Annotated in this window: 22 protein-coding genes and 3 pseudogenes; 11 read left to right on the top strand and 14 right to left on the bottom strand. The window is 67.8% G+C overall.

All coding sequences use genetic code 11. The annotated features are described in order from the left end of the window. Positions 1–65 precede the first annotated feature (65 nt). Entirely contained in the window at positions 66–710 is a 645-nt protein-coding gene (locus tag N5079_RS16795) for a TetR/AcrR family transcriptional regulator (protein ID WP_261584762.1), read from the top strand. An 85-nt stretch (positions 711–795) separates the two neighbouring features. Here the strand turns inward: N5079_RS16795 and N5079_RS16790 are convergent, their stop codons facing one another. Both N5079_RS16790 and N5079_RS16785 read right to left on the bottom strand, forming a co-directional pair. Then, complete coding sequence (locus tag N5079_RS16790; protein WP_261584761.1) at positions 796–1,038, bottom strand: hypothetical protein; 243 nt, start codon at positions 1,036–1,038, stop codon at positions 796–798. A 406-nt stretch (positions 1,039–1,444) separates the two neighbouring features. Then, on the bottom strand, positions 1,445–1,654 hold the full coding sequence (locus N5079_RS16785) for a helix-turn-helix domain-containing protein (RefSeq protein ID WP_261584760.1): 210 nt from the start codon (positions 1,652–1,654) through the stop codon (positions 1,445–1,447). Between the two features lie 31 nt (positions 1,655–1,685). Between N5079_RS16785 and N5079_RS16780 the strand changes: the two are divergent. After that, positions 1,686–2,210 (top strand): annotated as a pseudogene (locus N5079_RS16780) (AAA family ATPase); the annotation flags it as partial. 149 nt (positions 2,211–2,359) lie between these two features. Here the strand turns inward: N5079_RS16780 and N5079_RS16775 are convergent. Then, positions 2,360–3,070 carry an alpha/beta fold hydrolase gene (locus N5079_RS16775; protein WP_261584759.1) on the bottom strand — a complete coding sequence of 237 codons (711 nt, stop codon included), beginning with the start codon at positions 3,068–3,070 and terminating at the stop codon, positions 2,360–2,362. A 166-nt stretch (positions 3,071–3,236) separates the two neighbouring features. On the opposite strand from N5079_RS16775, the gene N5079_RS16770 reads away from it, so the two are divergent. From N5079_RS16770 to N5079_RS16760, 3 genes and pseudogenes are all read left to right on the top strand, one after another. Beyond that, complete coding sequence (locus N5079_RS16770; protein WP_261584758.1) at positions 3,237–3,878, top strand: TetR/AcrR family transcriptional regulator; 642 nt, start codon at positions 3,237–3,239, stop codon at positions 3,876–3,878. A 134-nt stretch (positions 3,879–4,012) separates the two neighbouring features. Then, positions 4,013–4,563: pseudogene (locus N5079_RS16765) on the top strand (IS701 family transposase); the annotation flags it as partial. A 149-nt stretch (positions 4,564–4,712) separates the two neighbouring features. After that, positions 4,713–5,294: an NAD-dependent epimerase/dehydratase family protein gene (locus N5079_RS16760; RefSeq protein ID WP_261584757.1), complete on the top strand. Its 582-nt coding sequence runs from the start codon at positions 4,713–4,715 to the stop codon at positions 5,292–5,294. A gap of 248 nt (positions 5,295–5,542) precedes the next feature. Here the strand turns inward: N5079_RS16760 and N5079_RS16755 are convergent, their stop codons facing one another. The 3 genes from N5079_RS16755 to N5079_RS16745 all read right to left on the bottom strand — a co-directional run bounded on the left by N5079_RS16755 (position 5,543) and on the right by N5079_RS16745 (position 11,188). Next, positions 5,543–9,883 (bottom strand): WD40 repeat domain-containing protein, encoded by a 4,341-nt coding sequence (locus tag N5079_RS16755; protein ID WP_261584756.1) that lies wholly within the window; start codon positions 9,881–9,883, stop codon positions 5,543–5,545. Between the two features lie 109 nt (positions 9,884–9,992). Continuing rightward, entirely contained in the window at positions 9,993–10,409 is a 417-nt protein-coding gene (locus N5079_RS16750) for a hypothetical protein (protein ID WP_261584754.1), read from the bottom strand. Positions 10,410–10,909: 500 nt separating this feature from the next. Beyond that, positions 10,910–11,188 (bottom strand): hypothetical protein, encoded by a 279-nt coding sequence (locus N5079_RS16745; RefSeq protein WP_261584753.1) that lies wholly within the window; start codon positions 11,186–11,188, stop codon positions 10,910–10,912. Between the two features lie 1,431 nt (positions 11,189–12,619). Here N5079_RS16745 and N5079_RS16740 point away from each other — a divergent pair. Further along, on the top strand, positions 12,620–14,863 hold the full coding sequence (locus N5079_RS16740) for a X2-like carbohydrate binding domain-containing protein (RefSeq protein WP_261584752.1): 2,244 nt from the start codon (positions 12,620–12,622) through the stop codon (positions 14,861–14,863). Positions 14,864–15,064: 201 nt separating this feature from the next. Next, the gene (locus N5079_RS35550) at positions 15,065–15,187 is read left to right on the top strand and encodes an acetylxylan esterase (protein WP_410007796.1); all 123 of its coding nucleotides are present in this window, start codon (positions 15,065–15,067) and stop codon (positions 15,185–15,187) included. A gap of 142 nt (positions 15,188–15,329) precedes the next feature. On the opposite strand, the gene N5079_RS16735 is transcribed toward N5079_RS35550, so the two are convergent. Further along, positions 15,330–16,118 (bottom strand): hypothetical protein, encoded by a 789-nt coding sequence (locus tag N5079_RS16735; RefSeq protein WP_261584751.1) that lies wholly within the window; start codon positions 16,116–16,118, stop codon positions 15,330–15,332. Positions 16,119–16,883: 765 nt separating this feature from the next. On the opposite strand from N5079_RS16735, the gene N5079_RS16730 reads away from it, so the two are divergent. Together N5079_RS16730 and N5079_RS16725 are read left to right on the top strand one after the other, a co-directional pair. After that, on the top strand, positions 16,884–17,699 hold the full coding sequence (locus tag N5079_RS16730; RefSeq protein ID WP_261584749.1) for a phosphotransferase family protein: 816 nt from the start codon (positions 16,884–16,886) through the stop codon (positions 17,697–17,699). A 264-nt stretch (positions 17,700–17,963) separates the two neighbouring features. After that, the gene (locus N5079_RS16725; protein WP_261584748.1) at positions 17,964–18,566 is read left to right on the top strand and encodes a DUF4240 domain-containing protein; all 603 of its coding nucleotides are present in this window, start codon (positions 17,964–17,966) and stop codon (positions 18,564–18,566) included. Between the two features lie 31 nt (positions 18,567–18,597). On the opposite strand, the gene N5079_RS16720 is transcribed toward N5079_RS16725, so the two are convergent. Further along, on the bottom strand, positions 18,598–19,023 hold the full coding sequence (locus N5079_RS16720) for an RrF2 family transcriptional regulator (protein ID WP_261584745.1): 426 nt from the start codon (positions 19,021–19,023) through the stop codon (positions 18,598–18,600). Here N5079_RS16720 and N5079_RS16715 point away from each other — a divergent pair. Continuing rightward, positions 18,982–19,326, top strand: a complete 345-nt coding sequence (locus N5079_RS16715; RefSeq protein ID WP_261584790.1) for a hypothetical protein — start codon at positions 18,982–18,984, stop codon at positions 19,324–19,326. The genes N5079_RS16720 and N5079_RS16715 overlap by 42 nt on opposite strands. 97 nt (positions 19,327–19,423) lie before the next feature. On the opposite strand, the pseudogene N5079_RS16710 reads toward N5079_RS16715, so the two are convergent. Together N5079_RS16710 and N5079_RS16705 are read right to left on the bottom strand one after the other, a co-directional pair. Next, positions 19,424–19,567, bottom strand: a pseudogene (locus N5079_RS16710) (lipase); the annotation flags it as partial. Between the two features lie 104 nt (positions 19,568–19,671). Next, positions 19,672–20,391, bottom strand: a complete 720-nt coding sequence (locus N5079_RS16705) for a hemerythrin domain-containing protein (protein WP_261584744.1) — start codon at positions 20,389–20,391, stop codon at positions 19,672–19,674. Positions 20,392–21,014: 623 nt separating this feature from the next. Between N5079_RS16705 and N5079_RS16700 the strand changes: the two genes are divergently transcribed. Next, entirely contained in the window at positions 21,015–22,091 is a 1,077-nt protein-coding gene (locus N5079_RS16700) for a PAS domain S-box protein (RefSeq protein ID WP_261584743.1), read from the top strand. Between the two features lie 45 nt (positions 22,092–22,136). Here N5079_RS16700 and N5079_RS16695 read toward each other — a convergent pair whose 3' ends face one another. The 4 genes from N5079_RS16695 to N5079_RS16680 all read right to left on the bottom strand — a co-directional run bounded on the left by N5079_RS16695 (position 22,137) and on the right by N5079_RS16680 (position 26,188). Next, on the bottom strand, positions 22,137–23,015 hold the full coding sequence (locus N5079_RS16695) for a helix-turn-helix transcriptional regulator (RefSeq protein WP_261584742.1): 879 nt from the start codon (positions 23,013–23,015) through the stop codon (positions 22,137–22,139). Between the two features lie 407 nt (positions 23,016–23,422). Next, a complete protein-coding gene (locus tag N5079_RS16690) occupies positions 23,423–24,322 on the bottom strand; it encodes an SDR family oxidoreductase (protein WP_261584741.1) in 900 nt (299 codons plus the stop codon). A 79-nt stretch (positions 24,323–24,401) separates the two neighbouring features. Beyond that, complete coding sequence (locus tag N5079_RS16685) at positions 24,402–25,139, bottom strand: SDR family oxidoreductase (protein WP_261584740.1); 738 nt, start codon at positions 25,137–25,139, stop codon at positions 24,402–24,404. Positions 25,140–25,180: 41 nt separating this feature from the next. Next, positions 25,181–26,188 (bottom strand): aldo/keto reductase, encoded by a 1,008-nt coding sequence (locus N5079_RS16680; protein ID WP_261584739.1) that lies wholly within the window; start codon positions 26,186–26,188, stop codon positions 25,181–25,183. Between the last annotated feature and the right edge of the window lie 33 nt (positions 26,189–26,221).

The raw sequence follows: 26,221 nt of genomic DNA, 5'->3' as shown, positions 1-26,221 counted from the left end.
ATCGAGGTTAGACAGTATGCAACGGATGCAGATAGAGGATACCCGTTACTCGATAAGCTTTCCGCATGCCGACGCGTCGCCCGTACCGCTCCCCCCGTAGAGAGCAGGACGCCGCCACGACGCGCGGCGACATCCTGCGGGCCGCGCGGGAACTGTTCACGTCTGAGGGGTACGCCCGCGTGACCGTGACCGACATCGCGCGGCGGGCGGGGGTTGCGACGAAGACCGTGTACGCCAGCGCCGGCAGCAAGGTGGCGATCTTCAAAGAACTCCTCATGACGGCTGTGACCGATTCCGGCGCGGAGGAGACCCTGGCCGCGGTGCGGGAAAGCGATGACCCTCGCGAGGCGGTGCGAATCCTCGTGTACGGCATCCGCGCCGGCAACGAGACTCATCAGGACGCCACCGAGATGCTCTATGCCGCGATGTCGGTGCAGGACGACGCGGAGGCGCTGTGGCGGGAGGGCACCACCCTGTACCGGGAGGCGTTGCGTCAGGCGGCGGTGCACCTCGGGAAGATCGGCGGGCTCGCTGAGGGGCTGGACGCCGATCGTGCCGGCGACATCCTCTGGTTCTGCCTGGGCTTCGGGGCCTGGCGTACGCTGGTCAAGGACTGCGGCTGGACCTGGGACGAGGCGCAGCGCTGGCTGGCCGTCCAGGCGTTCACACTCCTTCACACGGGGCCGGTGTCCGCCGAGTCTCCACAGTGACAACTTCTCGCTGACACACCGTATGGTGCGGTCCGGGTGGGTGTCGGCTGCGATGTCGAGGAACTGGAGCGCGAAGGACAGCACGTTACGCGAAGGGCGCTTCGTCGATCTCACGGATCGCTTCGAAGCAGTACCGCGTCGCCGTCGCCAGCCATGGATGGTCTCGTACGGCTTCATCCCAACGCGCGGCGCGATACGCCTGCGTCGCCACCGCGGCCGTGATTTGCAGCGATGACTCCGAGGGGTCCGCCTGCACCCAGAACGGGGCGCACGCCACGGGGTCGCTGACCGGGAGCGCGAACGGCAGCCCGCCATCGGGCAGAGTCACGGAGCCCAGCCAGTCGAGGAGGGCTGCAGTGCGGCGAGGTCGCAGGGCCGGCGTCAGCGAGCGCCTCTAGCGCGTGCTGGGCGCCTCCCAGCTGGCTCTCCGGTGAACGAAGGTCCGGTTCGAGTCCCCACCCGTAGCCGCCGTCGGGGTTTCGGTAGGCGTCGAGTCCGTGGATGATGGCCTGACGAGCAGCGTCGCTGTCGGTGGTGATGGCCTCGAAGCGCTGCCGATCGAGAACTCGCGCGTGCGAGGCCATGAACGCTCTCGCGCGACCCAGGTTGATGCTCATACGAGAACGCTGTCATCCGGCGGCTACGTCAGGCTTGGACGAAACGGCCAGCCGAGGGGAACGAACCCGAAGCGAGAACGGGCGAGCGTTTGAGAGGGCGTCATCCTGTTGAAAAAGCTAAGCGACGCGTGTGAGCGTGGCGGGTGTCTGGCCGGTGAGCCGTTTACTCTCCCTGTTGAAGTGGGCTTGGTCGGCATAGCCGGCTGTCGCCGCGGCATCACTCAACGGCAGGCCTGCCCGCGCCAAGTGGAGTGCATGCTGGAAACGGTGAATCCGCATGAGCGTCTTGGGGCCGTAGCCGAAGAGCCGGTTGCTGAGCCGACGCAATGATCGCTCCGACAGGTCGTGGAGCTCTGCTGTCTCACAGACCCGGAGGGACCTGCTGCTCGTCGTCAAGGAGGTCGACGACCGGGTCGAGCAGGTGTTCGCCTCCGCCTACGAGGACGTGGCCCGCGAGTTCTCGCAGATCTTCGAGCGGGTCTTCCCCGGCGGCGAGGGCCGTCTCCTGCTGACCGACCCGGCCGACATGCTGACGACCGGCGTCGAGGTCGAGGCCCGGCCGCCCGGCAAGAAGGTCAAGCGGCTGTCCCTGCTGTCCGGCGGCGAGCGGTCGCTGACGGCGGTGGCGTTCCTCATCTCCATCTTCAAGGCCCGCCCGTCGCCGTTCTACGTGATGGACGAGGTCGAGGCCGCCCTCGACGACACCAACACCCAGCGGCTGCTCACCCTCTTCGAGGAGTTGCGGCAGAGCTCCCAGCTCATCGTCATCACCCACCAGAAGCGCACGATGGAGATCGCCGACGCGCTGTACGGCGTGTCCATGCGCGGCGACGGCGTCACCCAGGTCGTCAGCCAACGCCTCCGCGAACGCGAACCCGCCTGACCCCGCCGGCCGCAACCCCCGCCGCCGCTCTGAACCGCTTCCGCCTCCGGAACCCGCCCGCCGCGCTGACCGCGTCCGGCCGGGACCGGATCCCGTACCGCGCCGGCTCTGCCGGGATCCCGGGAACGGCGGTGCCTCGTCCTGGTCGCCTAGTCGCCGAGGATCGCCTTCGCCACCTCGTCCGGGTGGGTGAGCATGCTCTCGTGCGTGCCGGGCACCATCAGCGGCTCGAGCCCGAGCCGGGCGGCGAACTCGTGGCCGGACCGGGGCATCGCCCGGTCGTCCTCGGACAGGACGTATCGGGCGGGGATGCCGAGCGTGGTCACTTCGGGAATGTCCAGCGCGTCCGCGAAGTAGGCCCCGGGCTGTGGCGTCAGCAACTCGGCCAGCAGACGCTGGGCGTCCTCGTCCGCGCCGGGCATGAACAGCTGCTGGACGAACTCGAGGCCCGCGGGGATGGAACGCGTGGGGGAGGAGTCGATCACGGACTGGAGCAACTGCACGTTCTCGGGAGGGTTCTCGCCCAGCAGGGAGACGCCCGGCCGGGGGACGAACGCGTTGTAGTAGACGAGCCCGGTGACCCGGCCGGCGAGACGGTGCGCGGCCCCGGTCATCGGGTAGCCGCCCCAGCTGTGCCCGACCAGGACCACGTCCGTCAGGCCGAGCCGCTCCACCTCGTTCACGATGTGGTCGACCGCGTCCCGGAGGCGCAGGCCCGTCGGGTCGTCGCCGTCGCCCAGGCCGGGCAGCGTCAGGGTGACCGCCCGGTGCCCGGCGGCGCGCAGCCGCTCGGCCACCGGCCGCCAGGACCACCCGCCGTGCCAGGCGCCGGGGATCATCACGTAGGTACGAGGTGGCATTGCCACACCTTTCTCGCAGGTCATCGCCCAGGAAGAGGCCCCTTTCCTCAACTGGACGGGGCGTTGGACAAAGAGTTGGACACTATGTCCAGCGCAGCCTACATTAAAGTCATGAACGGCACATGACCAGGGAAAAGTGCATACTCGCCTCGAGCATCGGACGACCATGGCATCTACCACCCGCAGGCCCTCCACCGCCGCCGCGGGCCGCCGCGCCGCGGCCGAGGCGCGCACGCTCGACGTCGTCGAGCGGCTGCTGGCCGAGGGGGCGAGCTTCACCGAGCTCAGCGTCGAGCGCATCGCCGCGGAGGCTGGCCTCTCGCGCTCCACCTTCTACCTGTACTTCCGCGACAAGACCGAGCTGATCCTGCGGCTGGCCGCCTCCCTGAAGTCCGGAATCTTCCAGGTCGGGGTCGAGTGGAGGGCCGACGGAATCGCGGACGGCCTGGAAGGGCTGGCAGAGGCATACCTGCAGATCATCCGCCACTACCGGCGGCGCCCCGCCACCTACGCCGCGGTCCTCGAAGTGGCCGGCTACGACCGCACGGTCCGCGACGCGCTGCAGGCCGGCCAGCAGCGGTTCATCGACCGCATCGCCGGACGGCTGGCCCGGGAGCAGCGGGCCGGCCGCACGTCCCCCGACTTCGACCCCGAGCGCGCGGCCCAGGTCATGGCGTGGGGCGGCGAGCAGGTCATCGCCCGCCACGTCATCGACACCGAAGACGACCTCGAAGAGGACACCCGCATCGCGAACGAACTGGCCGCCGCCCACTGGCACGGCACCTACCGCCGCCCGTCCTCCACCTGAGTCGAGTGCCCATCAGGACCTTCATCTGTACGGGGACAGAGGCCGGCCTTCGCCACCGCCAGGTCCGCGATGACCTGCGCACCTACGTGGTGGGGACCAGTTGGGCCGGACCGATGCGGTACTGGTAGTCGTCGTTACCGCAGCGCGCCTGGCAGCGGCTATCGGCAGGCGCGGGCGCCAAAGGACACCGCTTCTACGACTGGGCGTTCGTCGAGATCGACCCCGGAAGGCCGGGCCGCCACTGGTTGCTGATCCGCCGTAACCGGCGTACCAGCGAATTGGCCTTCTACCGCCGCTACGCTCCCCGCCCGGTCCCGCTGGCCGTCCTTGCCCGGGTGGCCGGCCGCAGGTGGGCGATCGAGGAAGGCTTCCAGACCGGTAAGGGACTGACCGGCCTGGATCAGCATCAGGTCCGCCGCTGGACGTCATGGTACCGGTGGACCACCCTGGCCATGCTCGCCCATGCCTTCCTCGCGCGCTCGCCGCATCCGAACGAGCCGACAAGCCAGCCGACCTCGACCTGATCCCACTTACCCTCAACGAGATCAGACGCCTGTTCGTCCGCCTGGTCAGTCGCACCATCCATACCCTGACGCACGTGCTGTGCTGGTCCAACTGGCGACGACGCCACCAAGCCCGCGCCCGGATCAGCCATTACCGGCGACAAGCCACTCACAAGACATGATCAGGATCTACGGCTGGAGTACTAGATGCGCCGGGTTAAGCAGGACGGCCAATCGGTGGGGTATCAGGAGGGGCGCTCGGAAGGCTGCTGGCCGTCGCGGGAGTGGTGATCCTGTCGACGTTGTTGCCTGCGGCTATGTTCCACAGGTTGTGGGAAACGCCGCGCGTCTCCTATCTGACAGGGCAGGCGCGTATGTCTTCCTCTCCACCATCTCGGTGTATCCGGGCTGGCCGGCTGAACCTGTCGACGAGGACAGCGCTGTCTACGATTGTCCACCGGATGCCTCCGGCACCGCCGAGGATGAGGCGAACTGGTCCGCCGCGCAGTACGGCGCCTACAAGGCCGGGTGCGAGCGCGCCGTACAGGAGGCGTTCGAGGGCCACGTCACTGTCCTGCGGCCGGGGGTGATCCTGGGGCCGCAGGAGAACGTCGGCCGGTTGACCTGGTGGCTGCGACGGATAGCTCAAGGCGGCCGGGTCCTGGCCCCGGGCCAGCCGGCCAAACCCATCCAGCCCGTCGACATCCGGGACCTGGCGGCTTTCACGCTCCGTTGCCTTCAACGCGGAACGACGGGGGTGTTCAACGTCACCGCACCCCGGGGGCACGCCACCTTCGGCGAGATGCTCGATCCGTGCCGTACGGTGACGGCTTCGCAAGCGGAGTTCGAATGGGTGGACGACCCCTTCCTCGTCGAGCACGACGTGAAGCAGTGGACTGAGATTCCCCTGTGACGGACTCCTGAGGGGACGTGGGCGGTGGACTCTGCAAAGGCGACAGCAGCCGGTCTTACCTGCCGCCCCATCGCGGACACCGTTCGTGACACCTACACCTGGCTTAACGAGAGCAGCGGCCCCTCCGCCTACGATCGTCAGTCCCACCACGGGCTATCCGCCGAAAAGGAGCACGAACTCCTCAAGCTTCGGGACCGCGGTTAGCGCCATGCCCCTGAAGGTGCGGCACACTATCGTGGATACGCCCCTCATCTCACGCCATGGGCGTCAGCGCAGACGCGCATATAAGTTTCGCCAGGTACGTAGAGGTCCCACTCTTCGCGGGTGATCGCGCGTTGTGCCAGTGTGCAGACCGTCGCGAACAGATCGGGAGGCCGAGCCACGTTCCACAGGCGGATCGTCTTGTCGTATCCCGTACTTACGAGGGTCCTTCCGTCGGGAGTGAACGCAACGCCTGAGACGTCCTGGTCGCGGCCGGTCAACGGCTTGCCGATCTGCTGGCCTGTGCGGACGTCCCACAGTCGGATGGTCCCGTCTTCCCCGGCGCTCGCGAGCAGGCGTCCATCCGGGGCGAAGGACACCATCCGGACCGTGTCCGTGTGTCCGACGAGTGGTTGCCCGATCGGCTGGCGCGTACGCGTGTCCCAGAGACGGATTGTGCGGTCGGTGCTCGCGCTGGCGAGGATGGTGCCGTCCGTGCTGAACGTCACCCCCATGACTTCGTCCCTGTGGCCGCGAAGCGGCGCGGTGATCTGGCGGTGAGTGCTGACGTCGAGTAGGCGGATCGTCCCGTCAGGCATGCCGACGGCGAGGTTCATTCCGTCAGGGCTGAAGGCGAGCGCGGAACCGCCGGCGGCCGGGAGCGCCGGGCCCATCTGCCGGTGGGTGTGCGCATCCCAGAATCGGAGCGTGTCGTCGAACCCGGTGCTGGCGAGGAGCCGGCCATCGGGACTGAAGGCCAGAGCGAGCACCCATGCGGTACCGTCGGGGGCGGCGCGGTGACCGGACAGGGGCGAGCCGATCTGGTGCTGGGTGTCGACGTTCCAAAGGCGGATGGCCCCGTCGGTCTCGCCAGTCGCCAGCACTTCGCCGTCCGGGCTGAACACCACTGGACCGCCGTTTCCTAACTTCTCCTTCGCGACGGTCTCGCCGAAGCTCCTGTGTATGGCGAGGTTCCACAAGCGTGCACCGACGACACTGGATGTGGCCAAGGTCCCGCCGTCCGGGCTCAACGCCATGGCGTAGATGGCGCCGGTGCCGGGGGCGGTGACAGGAAGGCCGATCTGCCGGCCTGTGGTGAGGTCCCAGATGCGGACGGTTTTGTCGGAGCCGATGCTTGCCAGAGTCTTGCCGTCGGGCGAGAACGCGACATCCTGGGGGCTGCCGGTGTGCCCGATGAGTGGCTGGCCGAGCGGGCGGCGGGCTGCCACGTCCCACAGCACGACCGTGTCGTCGACGCCGCCAGTCGCCAGGATCGTGCCGTCCGGGCTCAGGGCCAGTGCCGGACCGGCCTTGGTGATGGGCTCGCCGACCTGGCGGTGAGTGGCGGTGTCCCAGAATCGCAGGGTGTAGTCGCTGTCCGTGCTGAGCAGGGTCGCTCCGTCGGGGCTGAAGGCGACCTTCCACGCCTCGATGTTGCCGGTGCGGTTGACCATGCCCGGGCCCATCTCGCGTCGTCCGGCCACTTCCCAGAGGCGTACGGCCCCGTCGCCGTCGGCGCTTGCGAGGCTGCGTCCGTCCGGACTGAAGGCGATGTGGTTGGCCGATGTGGCGGTGAATCGGGCGATCGGGCGCCGGGTGGCCAGGTCCCACAGGAACATGTCGCCGTCGCCGCTGGCGGCCAGGGTCCTGCCGTCGGGACTGAGTGCCAGGGCGGAGAAGGGGACGGTCTGATCGGGGAAGTCGGTCGTGACGGTGAGCGGGTCACCGGCCAGGTGCTGGGTGGCGACGTCCCAGACGCAGATCTGCCCGCCGGTGGAGTCGGTCGTGCTGGAGCCGCTGGCGCTGACAACGAGCGCACCGTCGCGGCTGAAAGCTACCTCGTGCACCGCTTCCTTCGGCGTAGCCATGGGATGTCCGATCGGGCGCCCTGTGGAGGTGTCCCACAGCCGAATGGTGTCATCCTGCGCGGAGGCCACGACTCTGCCGTCTGGACTGAATGCCACATGGGGGCTGTACGCCACATCTCCGAGGTGGCCGGTGCGGCCGGTGAACACGGCGCGAGCGGGGTCGAACACCGCGCCGACCATGCTTCGCCATGCTTCAGGGGTATTGCCGATCTCCCAGGCCGTGGCGGCGAGTAACCGCGACATGGCGGGATCCCTCTCACTCAGGGTCTCGCTCCGCTGGGCGAGCTCCCGCGACAGGGCGGCGTTCTTCTGGCGGGTGGCCTCGCCGGCCTGATCCACGGCGATCAGGCTGCCCGCAAGAGACGCGAGCGACAGGACAGCGAGGGAGGCGGTGATTACCCGGCGCATCCGCGTCCTCTTTGAGGCCGCCCGTTCGCTTGCGTGTAGGAACGCCCTGTGCGCCCCGGAGAGGAGGGAGCGCCGCAGATCATCGGCGTTCCAGCGTGGTAGCGCCTCCTCGACCGCGGCCAGGCGCGTGCCCTGGTAGAGAAACGACGAGTCTCGGCCCCTGGCCAGCCAGTCCCCGGCCGCGTCAAGGAACTGCCGGAAGACGATGTGGTCGCTTCGCCCCTCTTCCAGCCATGAGGCGAGCTTGGGCCACTCGCTCAGTAGCGCGTCGTGGGCTATCTCGGCCGCATCGGCGTTCAGCACGACCAGCCGCCGGGTGGCGAAGGCGTTCAACACGGCGTTCACGTCCTGGAGGCGATCCGCCCCATGCTCGCCGTACAGCTCGGCTCGGGTCGCGCGACGACGGGTTGGGCGGCCGTTGGGGCCGATGACGGCCATTTGCAGGAAGATCTCGCGCGTGATCCGTTGCCGATCGGCGGACAGCTCGCTGTAGACGGTCTCGGCGGTTGACCGGACGGCGTCCGAGACCCCTCCGGTCAGACCGTAGCCGTGGCTGGTCAGCGTGTGACCCTCACGTTTCTCCCAGGTGAGGAGCATGGCCTGGGAAAGCAGCGGCAGGACGCCGGCGCCGTACCGGTCCGTACCGGCATGCGAGCGCAAGTCGCTCAGGACGATGTCGGCCAGGCCTGGTTCCAGCTCCAGGCCGGCGGCCGCCGCCGGCCCGGTGATCGCACGGCGGAGTTCGGACTCGGTCATTGGGCCGACCAGGAATTGGGCGTTCTCCACAGCAGCGGCCAACTCCGAATAGGCGCCGCACTCGGCGACGAAGTCGCCGCGCACTGCCAGGAGCACCAGCGCGGCCGGATCTCCTCCCGGCGCCGGTCCCGTGGCCGCCGCCAGCGCCGTGATGAACGTTCGCCGATCGGCCATGCTCGCCGATAGAAAGACCTCCTCGAACTGATCGACGACCAGGACGAGTCGCCCAGCCTCGCGCCGATTGTGCCGAGCGGCATCGGCGAGAACGGCGTGCCGTACGGTCATGGGCGCGTCCTGTGGATTGGACTCCAGAGAGCGGCGCACCGCGCCGGGCTCCAGACCACTCAGAACGCTGAGACGGACCGCGAGTTCGTCGAGCGGCGTCGAGGTCGCGTTCATCACCAGACGCGGCCATTGCTCCGAGCCGGGCGCGCCTGGGAGCAGGCCCCGTGCCAACGCGGGCAGCAGCCCCGCACGGAGAAGGGACGACTTGCCTGCGCCGGAGGCTCCGGTGACCATCACGAGTCCCGACAGGGACAGGCGTTCAGCCAGCCTGCTGAGTAGCTTGGCCGTCGTCTGCTCCCGGCCGTAGAAAATCGTCTCGTGGTTCTCCTCGAATGGCCACAGTCCTCGGTAGGGACAGCCGTCCAGCCAGCGAGGATGGAGAGATTCCTCCAGGGATTCCTGCCGGGTTCGCCTTTCGATGACGGATATCTGTTCGCGGATCAAGGTCAACTGGACCGACTGCTGAAGCGCGATGTCCCGGTCATGGCGCTGCAGGGCCTCCTGACGGTACAGGCTCTCCTGGAGCTGGGTGGCTTTCCTGTCGATGTCGCCCAGCAGCGACCGGAATTCGGCGAAGCTCGCGCCCAACTCCGTGAATGCCCTGGTGAGATGATCCTGCAATCGCTGGTCGCCGCTCGTCACCGCGGCTTCTAGGGCCGCCCCTGCTGCATCTACCTGGTGAAGCAGGCCAGCGATCTCCTCACGCAAGTGACGTGCTTGCTCATCATCGGCGTCGAGCGCTTCCAAAAGCCGTTCGGCTATCTCACGCTCAATTTCCTCAAGCGAGGGCTGGTGGCCGCCGGTACGGCGTCGCAAAGCCTGCATTGATTTGCCGATGACGTCGGCCAGGATATTGCCTCCGACCCCAGAGATTACTTGGACTCCCGCTGCTGCGAGGCCGGTGGCTCCCACAGAACCCAGGGGCGCGAGGGCGCTGATGCATAGAGTCACTACCACTGCATGTGGCGACAGCTCCAGCAGCTTGCTGCCCGTGCGCTGAATGAGCGAAGCGATCCGCGCCCTTGCCGCTCGGGCATCATCATCCGGCCGCTCTCCGACGCCAGGTTCCATTCAAGCCCCCACAACCGCCGGAGTCATGCCCTCTCCTCCTGCCTATCGATTGCAGGCGCTACATCGCTACAACGGGGTCACTCTTGCCGAGAATCAGGCGATCCGGAACTCAATGGGATGCAGGGAGCATTCGGGTAGCAGTCTCTGTCGAAAATGCTTCAATTCTGTCCGCCAAAGCGCCTGCGTCATGAGACGGGACAGACGCGAGAGAAGCACGGACCTGCCCCATGCGCTTGACCAGGCCCTCAACCCGTCCATCCGGTTTTAGGGCAAAGACAGGGGCCAGAGCATCGGCGGCTCCGTCGATGTCGTCGGCGAGGAGGCGGGCGGCGGCTAGGTCGACACAGGCGCTTGCTTCCGCAGCGTACCAACGCTGCTCGGCAGGCACCGCTCGGTAAAGGCTGAGCGCTCGTTCGCACTCTGCCTCGACTTCTTGCGCCATGCCCGCGTTCAGGTAGGCGGATCCGGCGCAGAAGGCTTCGCGGGCCTCGTCGAATCCGAACTCACCGCCAACGCCTTCGTGCAACTCCCCCTGCGGTCCTCGAGCGTCTCGGGCGGCAAGGATCGCGTTGCGAGTGCCGTCGCTGTCGCCGAGAAGGGCGGACGCTCGGGCGGCGATGCTGAGCCAAGGAGTCCGCAGAGCTGGCCGACGGCGAGGTACAGCTCGTGCTGCTGCCTCGGATTCCGCGTGCGCTCCAGCAGCCGGTACGTACGGTTGCGCACCCGGGTCAGCTCTCCGAAGAGCGGCAGCGGTGGCGCGTGCACGTATGCACGGGCCAGGCGGATGACGTCGTCGCTCAGCTGCTCCAGTGCGTTAGGTCCGATGGCCGCGGCCTCGATGTCTGCGGCGTGGTCACTCGATTCGCTGCCGGCTGCACGAGGAGCTGCCGCCCTTCCCGCTCCCATCGTGGGACCCGGTGCAGCAGCGGCGCGAGCCGTACGACGGACGGAGCCTTACGGGGTTGCGGAAGGTACTGCCAGAACGTGGCGACGGCACCATTCATGACGACGGCCTCGGGGACGTCCTTAAGGACACGCGTCCGCGCACAGGTCGACGACCACGCCGATCAGCTCATCCCTGGTGATCTTCACGCCGACGAAGAACTCGCGGGCCGCCTGCACGGCCAGCGGGCTCGCCGGACGCCCCGCGCCCGGGGCCGTCCGCTCGGCGGCGGCCAGTTCCTGCAGGTAGCCCATCTCGATGAGCGGCCGCGCGGCCTTGGTGACCGCGGCTGACAACAGCCCGAGCCGCCGCGCGAGGCTGACCCTGCTCAACGGCCCCTCGGTCAGCACCGCGGTGAACACGGCCGTAACCGCAGGAGTATCCGTGAGAGCGCCCGTGCCGGACTCGGTAAAAGCATGGCCCGAAACGTAGGCTTAATAATTTCCTTCGTCAAGTATTGATTCACGGGCGAACGAGTTCTACGCTCGGCGGCACTCACCGACTTCCCTGCCAGACTTTGAGGACCCCGATGCCCGCTGTCGCCCCCCGTGCTGTTTCTCCTGGCCACCGCGCGCGATCACTAACTCCCGTCCTCACTCCATCGCGTCATGCGTTATCAAGGGGGAGAGGTCTTCTGGACGAGCTCCGCCAGGCGCTAGGTGACCTCCCTTGATCAGGTCAGGCTCACGGATGTCGACCGTGGACGCCGGAGGTGCGCCTCGACGAGGTCACCGGGCGGCGAGAGACCGCAGCTCGACCATCACGCCCAGACATACGATCCGCAGCATGTCGCCGAACCCCTTCGGTGGCCAGCGCGGCATCCCACATGAGGGCCGCGCTCTTCTCCCGGGTTTCCCGGACGAAAGCGGCGGTGGCGCGCGTTCCGCCTCCGCTTCCAACCGTGCGGCGGCGACGATGGCGGCGCCCGCAGCCTGACCAGGCGAAATGATCAAAGTTGGCGGCATTGGGCCGGTGGTTGCATCGGCAGCGTAGACGTGAATCGTCAGGAGCCCATTCATGCGCGACGGCAGTGACGCCGTTCTGACCTTGCGAGCAGCCGGGTCTTCACTTGTGTCGATGCGGCCGGCCGGATGCCGAGAGCACTCCGCTGGGGAGCTGATCTTGGGCCGCGGCATCATCGCCCAGGACGGTTCACGAGCGTTCTACACCTGGACGCGGCTGTCCAGCTCTTCAGCCGGCCAGAGCGGCGCATGCGCCTCCGGGGCTGGACCCGCACGCGGGCTACCTCGTGCGAGTGCGCCGCGAGATCGGAGACGCGTTCCGGCATCAGAACGGCGATTCGGAGTGGTTCGCCCTTACGCACGCCGACGCCGCTGAGTTACCCGGCTCCGTGCTCGCCGTCGCAGGCATCCCACTGCCCACCCTCGACCCGCGGCAGGCGATGCTCCTCGACATCACGAGGCTGCCATCACTGATCGCTGCACCGGACGGCTCACCGCCGCTGGTCCACGGGCATCGTGGCCCCGGACCACACGAAGAAAGAAGATCGCATGAAACGACACACGCGGGCGCGTCCAGCGCTCACGGTGATGAGCGTCGCGGCGCTGGCCGTCGGGCTCACGCTCGGCACGGTCATGCCGGCGGCCGCATCTCCATCCGACCCACCCACTACCGCCCCGACGGCGTCCACGACCGCACCACCGAGCACGACCCCCACTCCCTCGCCAGCGCCGTCGTCCGGCACGGTGCCGACACCGACGCCCAGGGAATTACTCCCATCCACCGCCGACCCGTGGGCCACGCGGCCATACATGGGGTGGAGCAGCTACAGCATGCAGGTCTACTCCGGGAACGGGAAGTGGATCACCGGCGACCAGCTCATCAAACAGTCCGACGCGATGCACGCCAAGCTGCAGAACTACGGCTATAACTACATCAACGTCGATGCGGGATGGAACGACGGGGTTGACGCCAACGGGCGGCCCAAGCCCAGCGCCACGCTCTATCCGCAAGGCCTGCAGGAGATCATCGACCACGTCCACGCGAACGGCCAGAAGTTCGGGGTCTACATGGTCCCGGGCGTCGGACCCGAGGTTTACAACGCGAGCCTGCCGATCGCCGGAGCGCCGGGGTGCACGACGCACGACATCGCCGCGCAGCCGCTTCGACCCTCCGACTACTGGAAGATGGGCTACAGAATCGACTTTTCGAACCCGTGCTCGCAGAAGTACGTCGACTCGATCGTCGACCTGCTTGCGCAGTGGGGTGTCGACTTCGTCAAGTTCGACAGCGTCACCCCCGGATCCGGGGTAAGCGACCTCTCGCTTGACGCCCGGGAGGATGTCGCCGCCTGGTCGAAGGCTCTCAAGGCGCACAAGATCTGGTTCGAACTCTCGTGGGCGCTCGACCCGAACTACGCGGACTACTGGCGGTCCAAGGCCAACGGCTGGCGCATCCAGTGGGACGTCGAGTGCTACTGCGCCCATGACGCACTCACCAACTGGGACAGCATCGTCCGGCTTTTCCCGACCGAGGCGACATGGTGGCGCAACGGCGGAAACGGCGGTTGGAACGACCTCGACTCGCTCGACATCGGCAACGGCAAGATGGACGGCCTGACCCGCGACGAACGACGGACCGCTATGACCCTGTGGGCGACCTCCGCTGCGCCGCTGTACACCGGAAACGACCTGACAGACCTCGACTCCTACGGGCTCAGCTTGCTCACCAACCCCGAGGTCATCGCCGTCGACCAAGCAGGAACGCCGGCGCGCCCGGTCTCCACCGCGACTCAGCAACAGGTCTGGTACGCGCTCAACTCCGACGGCAGCTACACCGTCGCGCTGTTCAACCTCGGCCGAACCGAGAAAGACATCACCGCGAACTGGACCGATATCGGCCTGAGCGGCACCGCCACCGTGCGCGACCTGTGGGCCCGCAAGAACCTCGGCCATTTCAGCACCGGGTTCACCGCCTCGGATGTCCCTGTCCACGGGGTACGGCTCCTCAAGGTGAAGCCGCGGTCCGGTGCCGAAGTCGCTGTCAACGACGATGCACTCCGCGTCGACTACGCCGGTGAGTGGACCCGCAACGGTGGAAAAGAGGTCGCTGCGACCTCACAACCGCTCTCCGTCAACGTCACCGACACCGGCACTGCGGCGCCCCCGTCGGCATCGGGCCCGTCCCGGACCAACACACTCGACGACACCGCCCCCGGCATCGTCTACACGGGATCATGGTCGCAAAGCACCGGACGTGGACTGGGCGACTATGGCGACGGCGTGCACTACACCGAACGCGACGGCGACTCGTTCCAATACGCCTTCGTGGGCACGGGCGTCTCCTACATCACCGAAATGGACTCCTCGCAGGGGAACGTCGATATCTACGTCGACGACAAGTTCGTGAAGACCGTGAACACCGGGCGCGATTCAGGACAGCCGCGTCTCACGCAACAGACGGTATTCAGCGTGAAGGACCTACCCAACGGAAGCCACACGCTCAAAGTCGTCAAGAAGTCCGGAGCCTTCATGCTGCTTGATCGCATCGACGTGATCCAGCCGAATCTCATCGACCCATCGGCGGTGTCGTTCGACAAGAAGGCTCCCGCGGACGTGCAGGTGAAGCTCCTGCGCGACGGGAGTGAGTTCGCCGGGGTTTCCCGCGATGGCACAGCACTCAAGGAAGGCACCGACTACACCCTGTCGGAATCGACCGTGACCCTGCGGGCCGACTACCTTGCCACGCTGCCGCTCGGCGCGGCGAAACTGGACTTCAAGTTCCGCGGAGACTACCTCGACGACGTCCACGGCACGACCCACGACGGCGACTCGGTCTCGTACACGTTCGCGGGCACAGGGGTCGACTGGATCACCGCCACCGCACCTGATCAGGGTCTCGTCGACATCTACATCGACGGCCAACTCGTCAAGCGCGTCGACACGCACAGCGACATACGCGCGACGCAGCAGAAGGTGTTCAGCGCCTCAGGGCTCACAAAGACGAATCACACCTTCATGGCGGTGAAAGCATCGGGTGACGTGATGCGCACCGACGTCATTCGTTACACCACCTGATGGCCCGGGGAGGGTCGGGGCGTCGACGACGCTCCGGCCCTCCTTCGCGCAACGACGGAGACGAAACGCTGAACGCACCCATCTCCGCCATATTGGGATTGAGCCGCTCCCCCACACCACCGCGGACTATCGGAGCTTCTGGAACGCCGCACTCGACGACGCCCGCCGACACCCTCTCGCAATTCGCTTTGACCGGTCGGGATCATCGAACCCGAGCGGTGCTACTACCGCTGCGTATTCATCGACGTCGCGCGCGGCGTCGAAGCGATCCGCAGCCTGGACGAAGTCGATCCCCCCGCGCGTCGCCATGATGGGGAACAGTAAAGGAGGAGGCATCGCGCAGGCTCTTGGCTTCCGGGTTGGTCGGCTCCCGTGAGCGCATAGGCCGTCATCACGGCATCTGGCGTGATGTCATCTTGGTGGAACGGCGCACTCTGATCGATTAGGCCTGGGATGTCGTGGACGCTCAGTACCCAGGTGACCCCGACAGCTCGGTGGGATCTATCAAGCTGAGTAACGCCGCAAGTTCTGGCTCCTTCGACAGGTCCAGGGGCACCATCTCCTTGGAGGCGCCTTTCTGGCTGATGAGTAACTCTGACGATATACCGTTGATGATCGTTGCGGCATCCGCTGTCGCCCACTGAACGCCCTTGAACGCTATACGGGTGATCCTCGACGCCAGCATGCAGTCAAGTCGCGGGCGCCCGTAGGCGTCTGGCCCCGCAGATCGGACAGCCACGATGCGGGCAGAGGAAAGCCCAGGGGCGACGGCAAGTGCTTCTCGCACTGTCACCAGGGCGTAGCCGCAGACCATCTGGGCGTAGAACGCGGCAGCATACTTCTTGGGCGTCTGTCGGAGACTGATGTTTCCTGCCTCCGTCACGCTGGGAAAGCGGCTAGGCACGGCATCAGTGCCTGGAACCAGCACAGCCAGCGCCACCTCTCCATCGAGCGCTCCAACCGCGGCAGCGGGCGCCTCGTTGTCGTCGAACGCCTCCGCGAGGGTCTCCAACACGACATCTGGATGATTTGCGCAGAGCTGCTTCCACCGCTCGTCCAACGCGGATTGCCATTGCATTCGCTGAGCGGCCAGTTGCTGCCTGACATGAGCGATCTCCTGCTCAGCGTGGAAGCGGGCGGTGTCTTTGGCTTGGGCACGCTCGCCTCTCTTGAAGATGCTGACGCCTTCGAGCGCCTTGCTCTCGTGACGCTTCCGGATCTCCGCCTCATCAATGCCTTGAGGCGCCGGCACCATGGGCGGCCTGGCCTGCGGGAACTCTACGCGGTGGATGTTGTGGATAGCGTCGAAAGCGTCAGCGAGCGTACGGGCCTGTTCCGCCTTCTCCGCAGCTCGCAGTTGCCGCTGGTAGGAAGCGACAGAGCGGGTAGAGGATCTTGATGATCGGCCCCCGCTGAGTGAGGTGTAGAAGCTGACGGGTCCTGCACCCGTGGAAAAGCCAGTTCTGCCGGCTCCGAAGTGCACTCGGGCGGCTCTTGGGCCAACGCTCGCTCGAAGGCCACAGCTGGAAGCTCGAATTCGAATACCCGGCGCCACTTTGAATGAGAATCCCACGAAGGGAGGGTACTTATCCGAGTCCACTTTCGGGAGCGTTCCATTAAACTACGGACGCCGATTCAGGGTCCTGTTCTACACCCCGCCGCTCGGCAGTCCCTACGACGCGATCCAGCTCGCCGCTCAGGCGTGGACACGAGCTCAGGCCGTACGGGCACCCGCGACGGCAGGTGACGATCTCCGAGACGGTCAGCCGGCCGCCGCCTCATAGACCTGGTCCCGTCGCCGAGAGCGGCGCGCCGCCAATGCCACGCGCCACGCCCACCGTTCCTACACCTGGGACCGCTGTGGCCGACCGCTATGAGGCGCCGCAAGCCGCCGGCCGGGAGGCGGAGCGAGGCGAATGACAGTCACCCCTCGGGAGGGATGCTTCCTGGGCTAGCCTCGGTGACCAGGGGCGACGGGTCTGCTCAGGTCCTGCCCGCCCCGGGACAGCGGGAGGAAGACATGGCCGGCCAGTCGAGCACGCACGGCGTCACGATGCATGCCGACAGAGTCGTCAAGACCTACGTCTCATGGAGCCGTGGCGAGCACGAGCAGGAATGGCGCGCGCTGAATCTCCTGGCGCAGTACGCCCCGGATCTGGCCCCGCTGCCTCTTGAGGCGGATCTGCAGGCCAAGCCGCCGGTCATCGTGATGTCGAGGCTGGACGGTGTCCCACTGAGAGGGCAGGCCGTCACGCCCGAGCAGATCGAAGCCATGGCCGAGGCGATCACGACCCTGCACGAGTCGGTCCCCGCATCGGTGCTGGCCGGTATGGCTCCGTCTCCGTGGAATGCGAGCGTGGCGTTGGCCAAGGCCCGCCGGCTGCGCGCGGAGCAGCCCGATCTGGGCGACGACCCGCTGGTGACGCGGGCCTTCGCGAAGGGAGCCGAGTGGCTCGACGACTACCCAACCGATGAGTTCACCGCGGCGGAGGTCGCGCCGGTGCTCGGGCTGTCGGACGGCAACCTGGCCAATTACCTGTGGGACGGCAAGCGCGTGCGGATGGTCGACTGGGAGGACTCCGGTCGTAGCGACCGCGCCTTTGAGCTCGCCGAGGTCATCGAGCACATCTCCCGGTTTGACGGGACATTCGACGGATCGGCGCTGCTGGAACAGATCCAGCTGACGACGACGGAGGCGACTCGGATGTTGGATCTCCGACGCCTGCTTGTCTTTGCCTGGCTGTGCACGCTCGGTCCCGGGGGCCTCTTCTCGAAGCGCAACCCCGCCGGCAGTCTCGAACGGCAAGCAGACCGACTACTTGGCCTTCTTCATTGAGGCGCGGCCAGAGACCCCGATCGACCACACGTCCTAATGGATATGCCCCAGCAGATCAGGACGCAGCCGAGGCTAGGGAACCCGTGGTGGATGTTTCGCCAGCGGACCGCAGCCATTGAAATGGCGCAACTGGGCGGTTGGGTCGGCCGAGTGGCGAGGTACCAGTCGGCTGGTCCTCTCGGCTCAGCGCTTTTGTGACGGCACGTTCGGGCGTGGCTGACTGCGGGGCTTGGACCCTTGGAGCGGGCCGTTACGGTGGCCGGCATGGATGAGGCCGGGTTCTGGGACGTTATCGAGGACGCGTACGCCGCACTGGAGTGCGGCTACTACAAGGACGAGCTTCCCCGCGACGCTGTGGCGCAGGCGTGGCTGGACAACCTGGACACGCTGCCCTTGAACGAGGTCCTCGACTTCGCCGTCAATTTCGAGCGGATACTGGAGCGTGCCTGGCGGCCCGAGGTGTGGGCGGCGGCATGCCTGCTCGCCGGCGGCACCGCCGACACATGGCACGCGTACTTCCGATACGAGGACAGGTTCACCCACTTCCGGGCCAGCCTGCTCGCCCTCGGCCGCACGTCGTTCGAGACGGTGGTCGCCGACCCCGACGCCCTAGCCGACCTGCCCGACATGGCTGCCGTAGAGGACGGGCACTGGGACCTGTTCATGAAGCTCCACCAGGTGCCCGAAAATGCCTACGTCCGGGCGGGCGGCGACCGCGGCGACATCGCCCGCGCCGTCGCCGACCTCCTCGGTGCCAGGGTGCGCCGCGGCGCGCCACCCGACGACGGGCGGTGGCGGGTCGACGAGGACACCCTGCCCGAGCGGTACCCGCGCCTCGCCGCACGTTTCCCCGACGGCACGGTTTGACCTACAGGCCACCTCGGCCAGTCGACCGAGGCTACGCATTGTCGGCGCCGAGCCAGGTGCCGACGCCGTTCAGCGTGCCCTCACCGCTGCTGATTTCGACCTGTTCGGCAAGGTCGGCGATGCTCACGGAGCTCAGCGCGGCCCGCCGTGCCGACTCGGCCGTGGCCATCGCGCGGGCGATCGGACAAGGCGCGGTACAGGATTCGGCCGGAGTCGCCAGGGGGCCGCGCTGGCGGATCTCCGTGCAGACGAAGGCCGGGTCGGGTCCGTCGATGACTTCGACGACATCGAGCAGTGTGATCGCCGCGGGGGAGCGGGTCAGCACGTAGCCGCCCGGCTTTCCCTGCACTGAGTCCACGAGGCCGGCTCGGGCGAGCGCTTGGAGCTGTTTGGCCAGGTAGGTAGGCGATACATCGTGCAACTGTGCCAGCCGGGCGGCTGGTACCGGCTCTGCCACGGACGTGAGTACGACGCAGCAGCGGAGCCGATTCAGCCCATCGCCGCCGCAGACGTGGCTGCCGCGGTCTCGGAGGTCGCCGCGGGCGCACCGCTGAACGGCATCCGCAACGTCGCCGGCCCCGAGGTCTTCGCCCTCGACGACCTTGGGAGGATCACGCTGAAGGCCAAGGGTGACAGCCGATTTGTCGTCACTGACGACACCGCGGGCATGTTCGCTGGGGTCAAGGGCGACGTCATCACCGCCCCGGCCGACGCCATCATCGCCCCCACCCGGTACGCCGACTGGCTCGCAACCACCTGAGCCAGCCCGACCGTGTCAGCGGCCGGGTAGTAAGCCAAAACGGTGGCGGCCCAGCGGCGAGCAGCGCGCGCGGAACATCGAGGCCTCGCGATTCCGGTCAGCCCGTCTTGATGGCGAATGGGCCGCCGGCGCCGAACGCGAGCCGCGCGAAGTTCTCGCCGATGCGGCGGTGTCCCGCGGGGTCAGGGTGGAGCTCGTCGGGCAGCGGTAGTTCGGCGTAGTCCTTCTCGCCGTACAGGTCGTACCTTTAGGCAAATCGGGCCTGCCGTTAAGCCGCTGGCTGAGCAAGAGATCAGCCGTACTGATGCGAGCCGAGCCGGCTCTGCGCGAGTCAGGCTTTCCGCGTCACGCCGCGTCGGACTGGGCGTTGAAAAAGCCCGCGGTCCAGGCGTCCGGCGGCTGCGACCGTTCGTAAACGCGCTGGGCGTGGCGGGCGTAGGCTCGCGGGCCGAGGAGGGGCATGATCAGACGGGGGACTAGAGGGACGGCCGACAGCATGAGCGTGACGACCTCGGGCTCGGCGAGTGAGGCGAGCATTCCGAAGATGATCGGCAGCTTGTTCTTCGGCAGTCCCTTGATCGCGTGGTCGCCCAGCTCGTGCCACTCCTCGGCCGTCACGTAGTCCGGCACCAGGGGGAGGACGTCCCTCTCCTCGGTCGCGAGGTGCTCGGCCAGCCGGGTGCCGAGCTTCTCGAGGGAGTCGGCGAGCTCTGTCCCGTAAACGGCCGACGGCTTCCGGCGCCATGCGGCCAGCCGCACGGACGCGTCGGTCATCAGCGTGGCGATCTCCGCGTGCCGGCGTTCCAGGAGAGCGACGGCGGGCCCGAGCCTCTCGCTGGCGCGGTCGAGGAGCTTCGGCCACAGCAGGTCGTCCCTGCCCTTGTGGTGGAGGTGCAGGAACTGCTCCATCAACTGGATGTGGTCCGCCACGATCGCGGCACGGTCGACATCGCCGGGAGCCACGCCCATGACCAGCTCGGGCATGCGGCGGTAGCTCTGCCGGAATGCTTCGTGAATCACGAGCATGTCACGGACGTCGGCGCGGTCATCGGATGAGTGGGACATATATGCACTTTCTGGATGTGGGTTCCGCGCGGATTCTTCGCGCTTCGTATGGCAGGCCGCCTCGCAGGCACAAGCCGAGATCTGTTGGGCGTACGGCTGTGCGGTCCTGGGGGCCGGGATGCGGGGCGATCACCTTCGGGCCCCCTCCCGAGGGCCGAGTCGATCGTCACCGTGCCGTCATAGGGCGCCACCCAGCCGTGCGGACCGGCCAGCCCCCGAACCGGAGGCCGCTCCGGGAAATCCGTGGACGGTGTTCCCGGCGTGCCGGCCTCACCGAGGGGCATCCCAAAGCCACGATCAGTCCGGCGGTAGGCGTGGAGAACTCTCCAACCGGTGCTCGTACGCCTCGGGCGTCGGCGGCACGCTGTCAGTTTGGCCCGGCGACGTTTCCGCCGCCAGTACGTGACGCATACACCCATGTCCCGGCGACGGAGCCGGCCACAACGGCGGCACGGCTGCCGTCCCTGTCCGCGGCCATTGAGTGTACGTACCACGTCCTGGTAGCGAGGAGACGGCCGCCATAGGGTTGCGTCAAGCGTTCGTACAGGGGGACCAGCCAAAGGTAGTTGGGGGCACCGCATGCTGATCACTGCTGTGGACCGAACCGAGCAAAGGAACACCTCGTGAAACCCGCGCTGCTTCCGCTGATTTTGGACAGCGTGCCGCAGCCCGTGTGGGTCGTGGACACGGAGGGGCTCATCCTCTACACCAATCCCGCCGCAGTGGCCGTACTGGGGTACGAGGACGGAGCCGAGCTGGACGGCCGGCCGAGCCACGAGACGCTCCACCCGTCCTACCCGGACGGCTCCCTCTATCCGGCATCAGAGTGCGCCATGCTGACCCCGACCACGACGGGGCAGGCGGCTCAGGGGGACGACGAGTGGTTCATGCGCCGGGACGGCTCATTCTTTCCGGCCTCGTGGTGGGCCGCCCCGATCGACCTGCCCGAGGGGCGCGGCGTCGTCTACTCCTTCTTCGATGTCACCGAACGTCGCGCCCACGAGCAGGCCGCGCGGGAGCGCGACGCGGCGGAGATCCGGGCGGCTGAGTCCCGGGCCGCGCAGCGGCGCATCGTGGAGAGCGTGGCCGCCGTCCACCGGCAGACCGCGCGCGACCTCCACGACGGGGCTCAGCAGCGCCTGGTCAACCTCATGATCGGCCTGCGTCTGGCGCGCGAATACCTGCCCGACGCCCCGCCCGGGGCCCTGGCTCTGCTCGATCAGTCCGTCGAGGATGCACAGGCGGCCATCGACGAGCTGCGTCACCTCGCGGCCGGCATCCATCCCTCAGTGCTGACCATGCGCGGCTTGTGGGCCGCGATCGCCGTCCTGGCGGAGAGCTGCCCGGTCCCCGTCGTCGTCACCGGGGCCTGCGAGCGGCGCCTGCCTGCCGCGATCGAAGCCAATGCGTACTATCTGGTGGCTGAAGCTCTCACCAACGCGGTCAAGCACGCGCAGGCCACCCGCATCGACATCGTGATCAGTCTTGGAGCGGAACTGGAGCTCATCGTCGCGGACGACGGTGTCGGCGGGGTCCCGCAGATCGGGGACGACGGTGTCGGCGGGGTCCCGCAGATCGCGGCCGGCTCCGGCCTGGTCGGACTGCACGACCGCGTCGCCGCCTTCGACGGCACGCTCACGATAGAGTCGCCGCCCGGCAGCGATACGCGGGTGATCGCCCGCATCCCGGCGCTCCCCTGAACAGGCGGGCACACGGCCCGGCGATACCCGCGCCCCCGGCCCTGCTCATGGCCGGCCGACGGACGCCTCCCTCCGCCCTACCGCGGGCAGGCGCGTCCTGTCCGGCAGACGGCTGGCGACCAGAGAACTCAGCAAAGCCAGTCCCTCTTCACCAGGAGAACCGGGTTCGGTCTGAAAGGTGACGAGCTGCTGACCCGGCACACCATTGATGTTGAAGGACTGCTGGATCAGCGTGAGGTCACCCACCTCAGGATGGCGAAAGCGTTTGACCTCGTAAGTCTTATTCTGAACGTCGTAGTGACCCCACAATTGGCGGAACTCGGCGCTCCTCGCAGACAGCTCTACGACGAGGTGGGTCAGCTCGGGGTCGTTGGGGTCTGCTCCTGCCGTCGCGCGCAAAGCGGCGACCCCGGTGCGAGCGATCTCGTCCCAGTCCCGGTAGAACTCACGGGCAGCGGGATTCACGAACGTGAACCGCACCAGGTTGCCATCCGGGATCGCCACCGAATACAGCCCCATGCCCAAGGCGTTCGCCGCCAGCACGTCGAGACGCGGTCCCACGACCAGCGCGGGAGTCGCGCTCCACCCTTCTATCAGGCGCAGGATATGGGGCCGCACCTGAGGGCTGTGTCTGATTCGAGGACCAGACTCGCGCCGGCTCAGTCGGTACAGGTGCTCCGCGGCGTCCGCGTTGAGCCCGAAGACGCGGATAAGCGCTTCCAGCACCTGGTCAGACGGGTTCTTCTCGCGCCCCTGCTCCAAGCGTGCGTAGTAGCCTTCGCTGAGTCCGGCCAGCATGGCCACCTCTTCTCGGCGCAGCCCCGTGGTCCGGCGGGGCCCTCCATTGGGCAGCCCCACTTCAGCCGGCGTGATGGCCGCCCTTCTGGCCCGGATGAACTGCCCGAGCTGACTGCCACTATCCATAGCCGCAGGCTACCGCCGACCTGCCCCGTTACCGCATCCCGGCGGGGCGCGCGGTAAGAGCCACCACAGTAGGGCTCCTGAGACGAAGCGGATCCCATGAGGACGGCGACGCGCGGACAGACGCTCAACCTGATCGCCGGGCCGAGTAGCCCCAAAGCGCGAACCGCTCATACAGCTATATTTTGGGCGATGATTTCGGGGAATCCTGGCCAGGAACCGTCGCGGGGCCGGCCGCCGGAGCGGACATTCGCGCGCAGCCTGCTGGTGGAGCGCTCCCTCCCGGACCGCCGGATGAGCGGCGCGGCGGGGCCGGAGAAGTCCTTCCGGCCCCGCCCCCGCACGCCGGTCGGCAGCCGCTCCGCTCCTCCTGCCGGTCGGGCTTGCCCGGCAGACGGACCCGGCACGCGTCAGACGTGTTCCAGGTGGGTGGTGAGCAGGTCTGCGAGGCCGACGCGGGTGAGGAACTCACGGCGGATGCGGTCGGCGACGTTGGAGACCTCTTCGGAGCCGTCGTCGGCGGGGTCGATGTGGACGCGGTAGGGCCGCTGTCCCGCGGGGAGCGCGACGATGCGGGCGATCTCGTCGGAAACGAGGGAGGCGTCCGCGCACTCGGGAGCCAGCGCGGCCAGCTTCTGGGCGACCTGCTCGATGAGACCGGGGTACTTCTCCTCGTACTGCGCCTCGACGGTGCGGTCGGCCGGCTGGCCGGAGTGGGCGAAGTGGTTGGTGCCACTGGTGAATGACCCCGGGACCACGATCGAGGTTTCCACGCCCCAGCGGGCGAGTTCGGCGGCGTAGCTGACGGCGAGGGAGTCCATGGCAGCCTTGGCGGCGAAGTAGGGGCCCAGGTACGGCGGGGTGCCGCCCTTGACACTGGAGCTGGACACCCAGATCACCAAGCCCTGGCCCGCCGCACGCATGTGGGGAAGGACGGCACGGTTGACGCGCTGGGTGGAGAGCACGTTCACGTCATACAGCGCGGCGAGCTGTTCGGGGGTGAAGGCTTCGGAGGGGCCGGTGACCATGTGCCCGGCGTTGTGGATCAGGACGTCGATGCGGTCGTGCTCGGCGATGACCTGACTGATCGCGGCGTCCACCGACTCCTGCGAGTTGACGTCGAGTTCGATGGCGCGCAGGTCGACGCCGTGATGAGCGCTGTAGTCGCCGGCGGCCCGCACCTGGGGCGCGTTGCGGGCGGCCGTCTCCCGCATGCCCGCGTAGACGGTGTCGCCGGCGTCGGCGAGGGCGCGAGCGGTCAGGGCGCCGAAGCCGCTGGAGGCGCCGGTGATCACGACGATGTCGCTCATGGGAATTTCTCCTTGGGAAAGGGGTCGCCGCCCTCCTGAAAGAGAAGGGGGCGCGACGGTTGTCAGAGTTGGAGGGCGATCAGGCCACGCCGCCGTTGGCGTACAGGACCTGTCCGTTGATCCAGCGCGCCGGGCCGGCGAGGAACGCGACCGCCTCGGCGATGTCCTCAGGTGTGCCCAGACGCTCCAGCGGGGCCGCCTTGGCCAGGTTGTCGATCGCGGCCTGGTCCTTGCCCTCGAGGAACAGGGGCGTGGCGGTGGGGCCGGGGGCCACGGCGTTGACGGTGACGTCCTTGCCGCGCAGCTCGCGGGCGAGGATCAGGGTCATGCCCTCGACGGCGGCCTTGCTGGCCGCGTAGGCGCCGTAGGTGGGGAACTGGAGACGGGTGACGGAGGTCGAGAAGTTGACGATCGCCCCGCCGGCCCGTACCCGCCGGGCCGCCTGCTGGGCGACCACGAATGTGCCGCGGATGTTGGTGCGGTGCATCCGGTCCAGGTCGTCGAGATTCAGCGTCGCGATCGGGGACAGCAGCATGATGCCCGCGGTGTTGACGACCACGTCGATGCCGCCGAACTGCCGCTCCACGGCGTCGAACGCGGCGGACATCGCGTCCTCGTCCGCGACGTCACCGCCGACCGCGATCGCCCTGCCGCCGGCCGTGGTGACCGCGGCGACCGTGTCGTCGGCCCTGGTCTTGTTCCCGGCGTAGTGCACGCCGACGGCGGTGCCGTCCCGGGCGAGGCGCTCCACGACCGCGCGACCGATGCCGCCGGAGCCGCCGGTGACCAGGGCGACGCGGGTGATGTTGTCCGTCATGGTGATCTGTCCTTCGGTGAGATGCCCCGAGGGGGGCTGGGTCAACGTTCGCTGTCGAGGGTGGCCATGAGGGGGGCCGCGTAGCGCTCACCGGCGGCGGACCCGGCGGGCACGGCGGCTTCGATCTCGGCGAGGGCGTCGGCGTCCAGGGAGAGGCCGGCGGCATCGAGGGATTCGGCCAGACGCTCACGTCGGCGGGCGCCGACCAGGGGGACGATGTCCCGGCCCTGGGCGGCCACCCAGGCGATGGCGATCTGGCCGGTGGTGGCGCCCAGGTGCTCGGCCACACGTCCCAGTGCTTCGACCAGACGCAGGTTGGCCTGGAGGTTCTCGTCCTGGAAACGGGGGCTGTGGGCGCGGAAGTCGCCCGCGCCCAGGTGCCGCCCGGCGGTCCAGTGCCCGCTGAGCAGGCCGCGGGAGAGCACGCCGTAGGCGGTCAGGCCGATGCCGAGCTCGCGCAGGGTCGGGATGATGGAGCCTTCCGGGCCGCGGGAGAGCAGCGAGTACTCGATCTGCACATCGCTGATGGGTGCCACGGCCGCGGCGCGGCGGATGGTGTCCGCGCCGACCTCGGACAGACCGATGTGCTTGATGAAGCCGGCCCGCCGCATCTCCGCGAGCGCGCCGACGGTCTCTTCGACGGGTATCTCGGGGTTGAGGCGCGCCGGGCGGTAGATGTCGATGTAGTCCGTGTTCAGCCGCCGCAGAGAGTACGCGAGGCGGTCCTTTACCGCCGCCGGGGACACGTCGTAGGGCACGGGCTGGAAACCGCCGCCGGGAGTACGGCGGGAGCCGAACTTGACGCTCAGAACGACCTCGTCGCGCCTGCGGTCCCGCAGCGCCTGGGCGATCAGCATCTCGTTGGCGCCCGAGCCGTAGAAGTCGCCGGTGTCGATGAGGTTCAGGCCCGCGTCGAGGGCCGCGTGCAGGGTGGCGATGCTTTCGGCGTCGTCAGCGGGCCCGTAGAGGTCGGACATGCCCATGGCGCCCAAGCCGATGGTGGATACCTCAGGGCCGTTCACGCCGAGCTTGCGAGTGGCGATGGTCATAGATGTTCTCCTTGCCTGCCGAGAACGAAGGGG

Source organism: Planotetraspora sp. A-T 1434, from assembly GCF_025420585.1.
Lineage (GTDB): Bacteria > Actinomycetota > Actinomycetes > Streptosporangiales > Streptosporangiaceae > JAOEGB01.
This window is presented reverse-complemented; position numbering and strand designations above follow the sequence as displayed.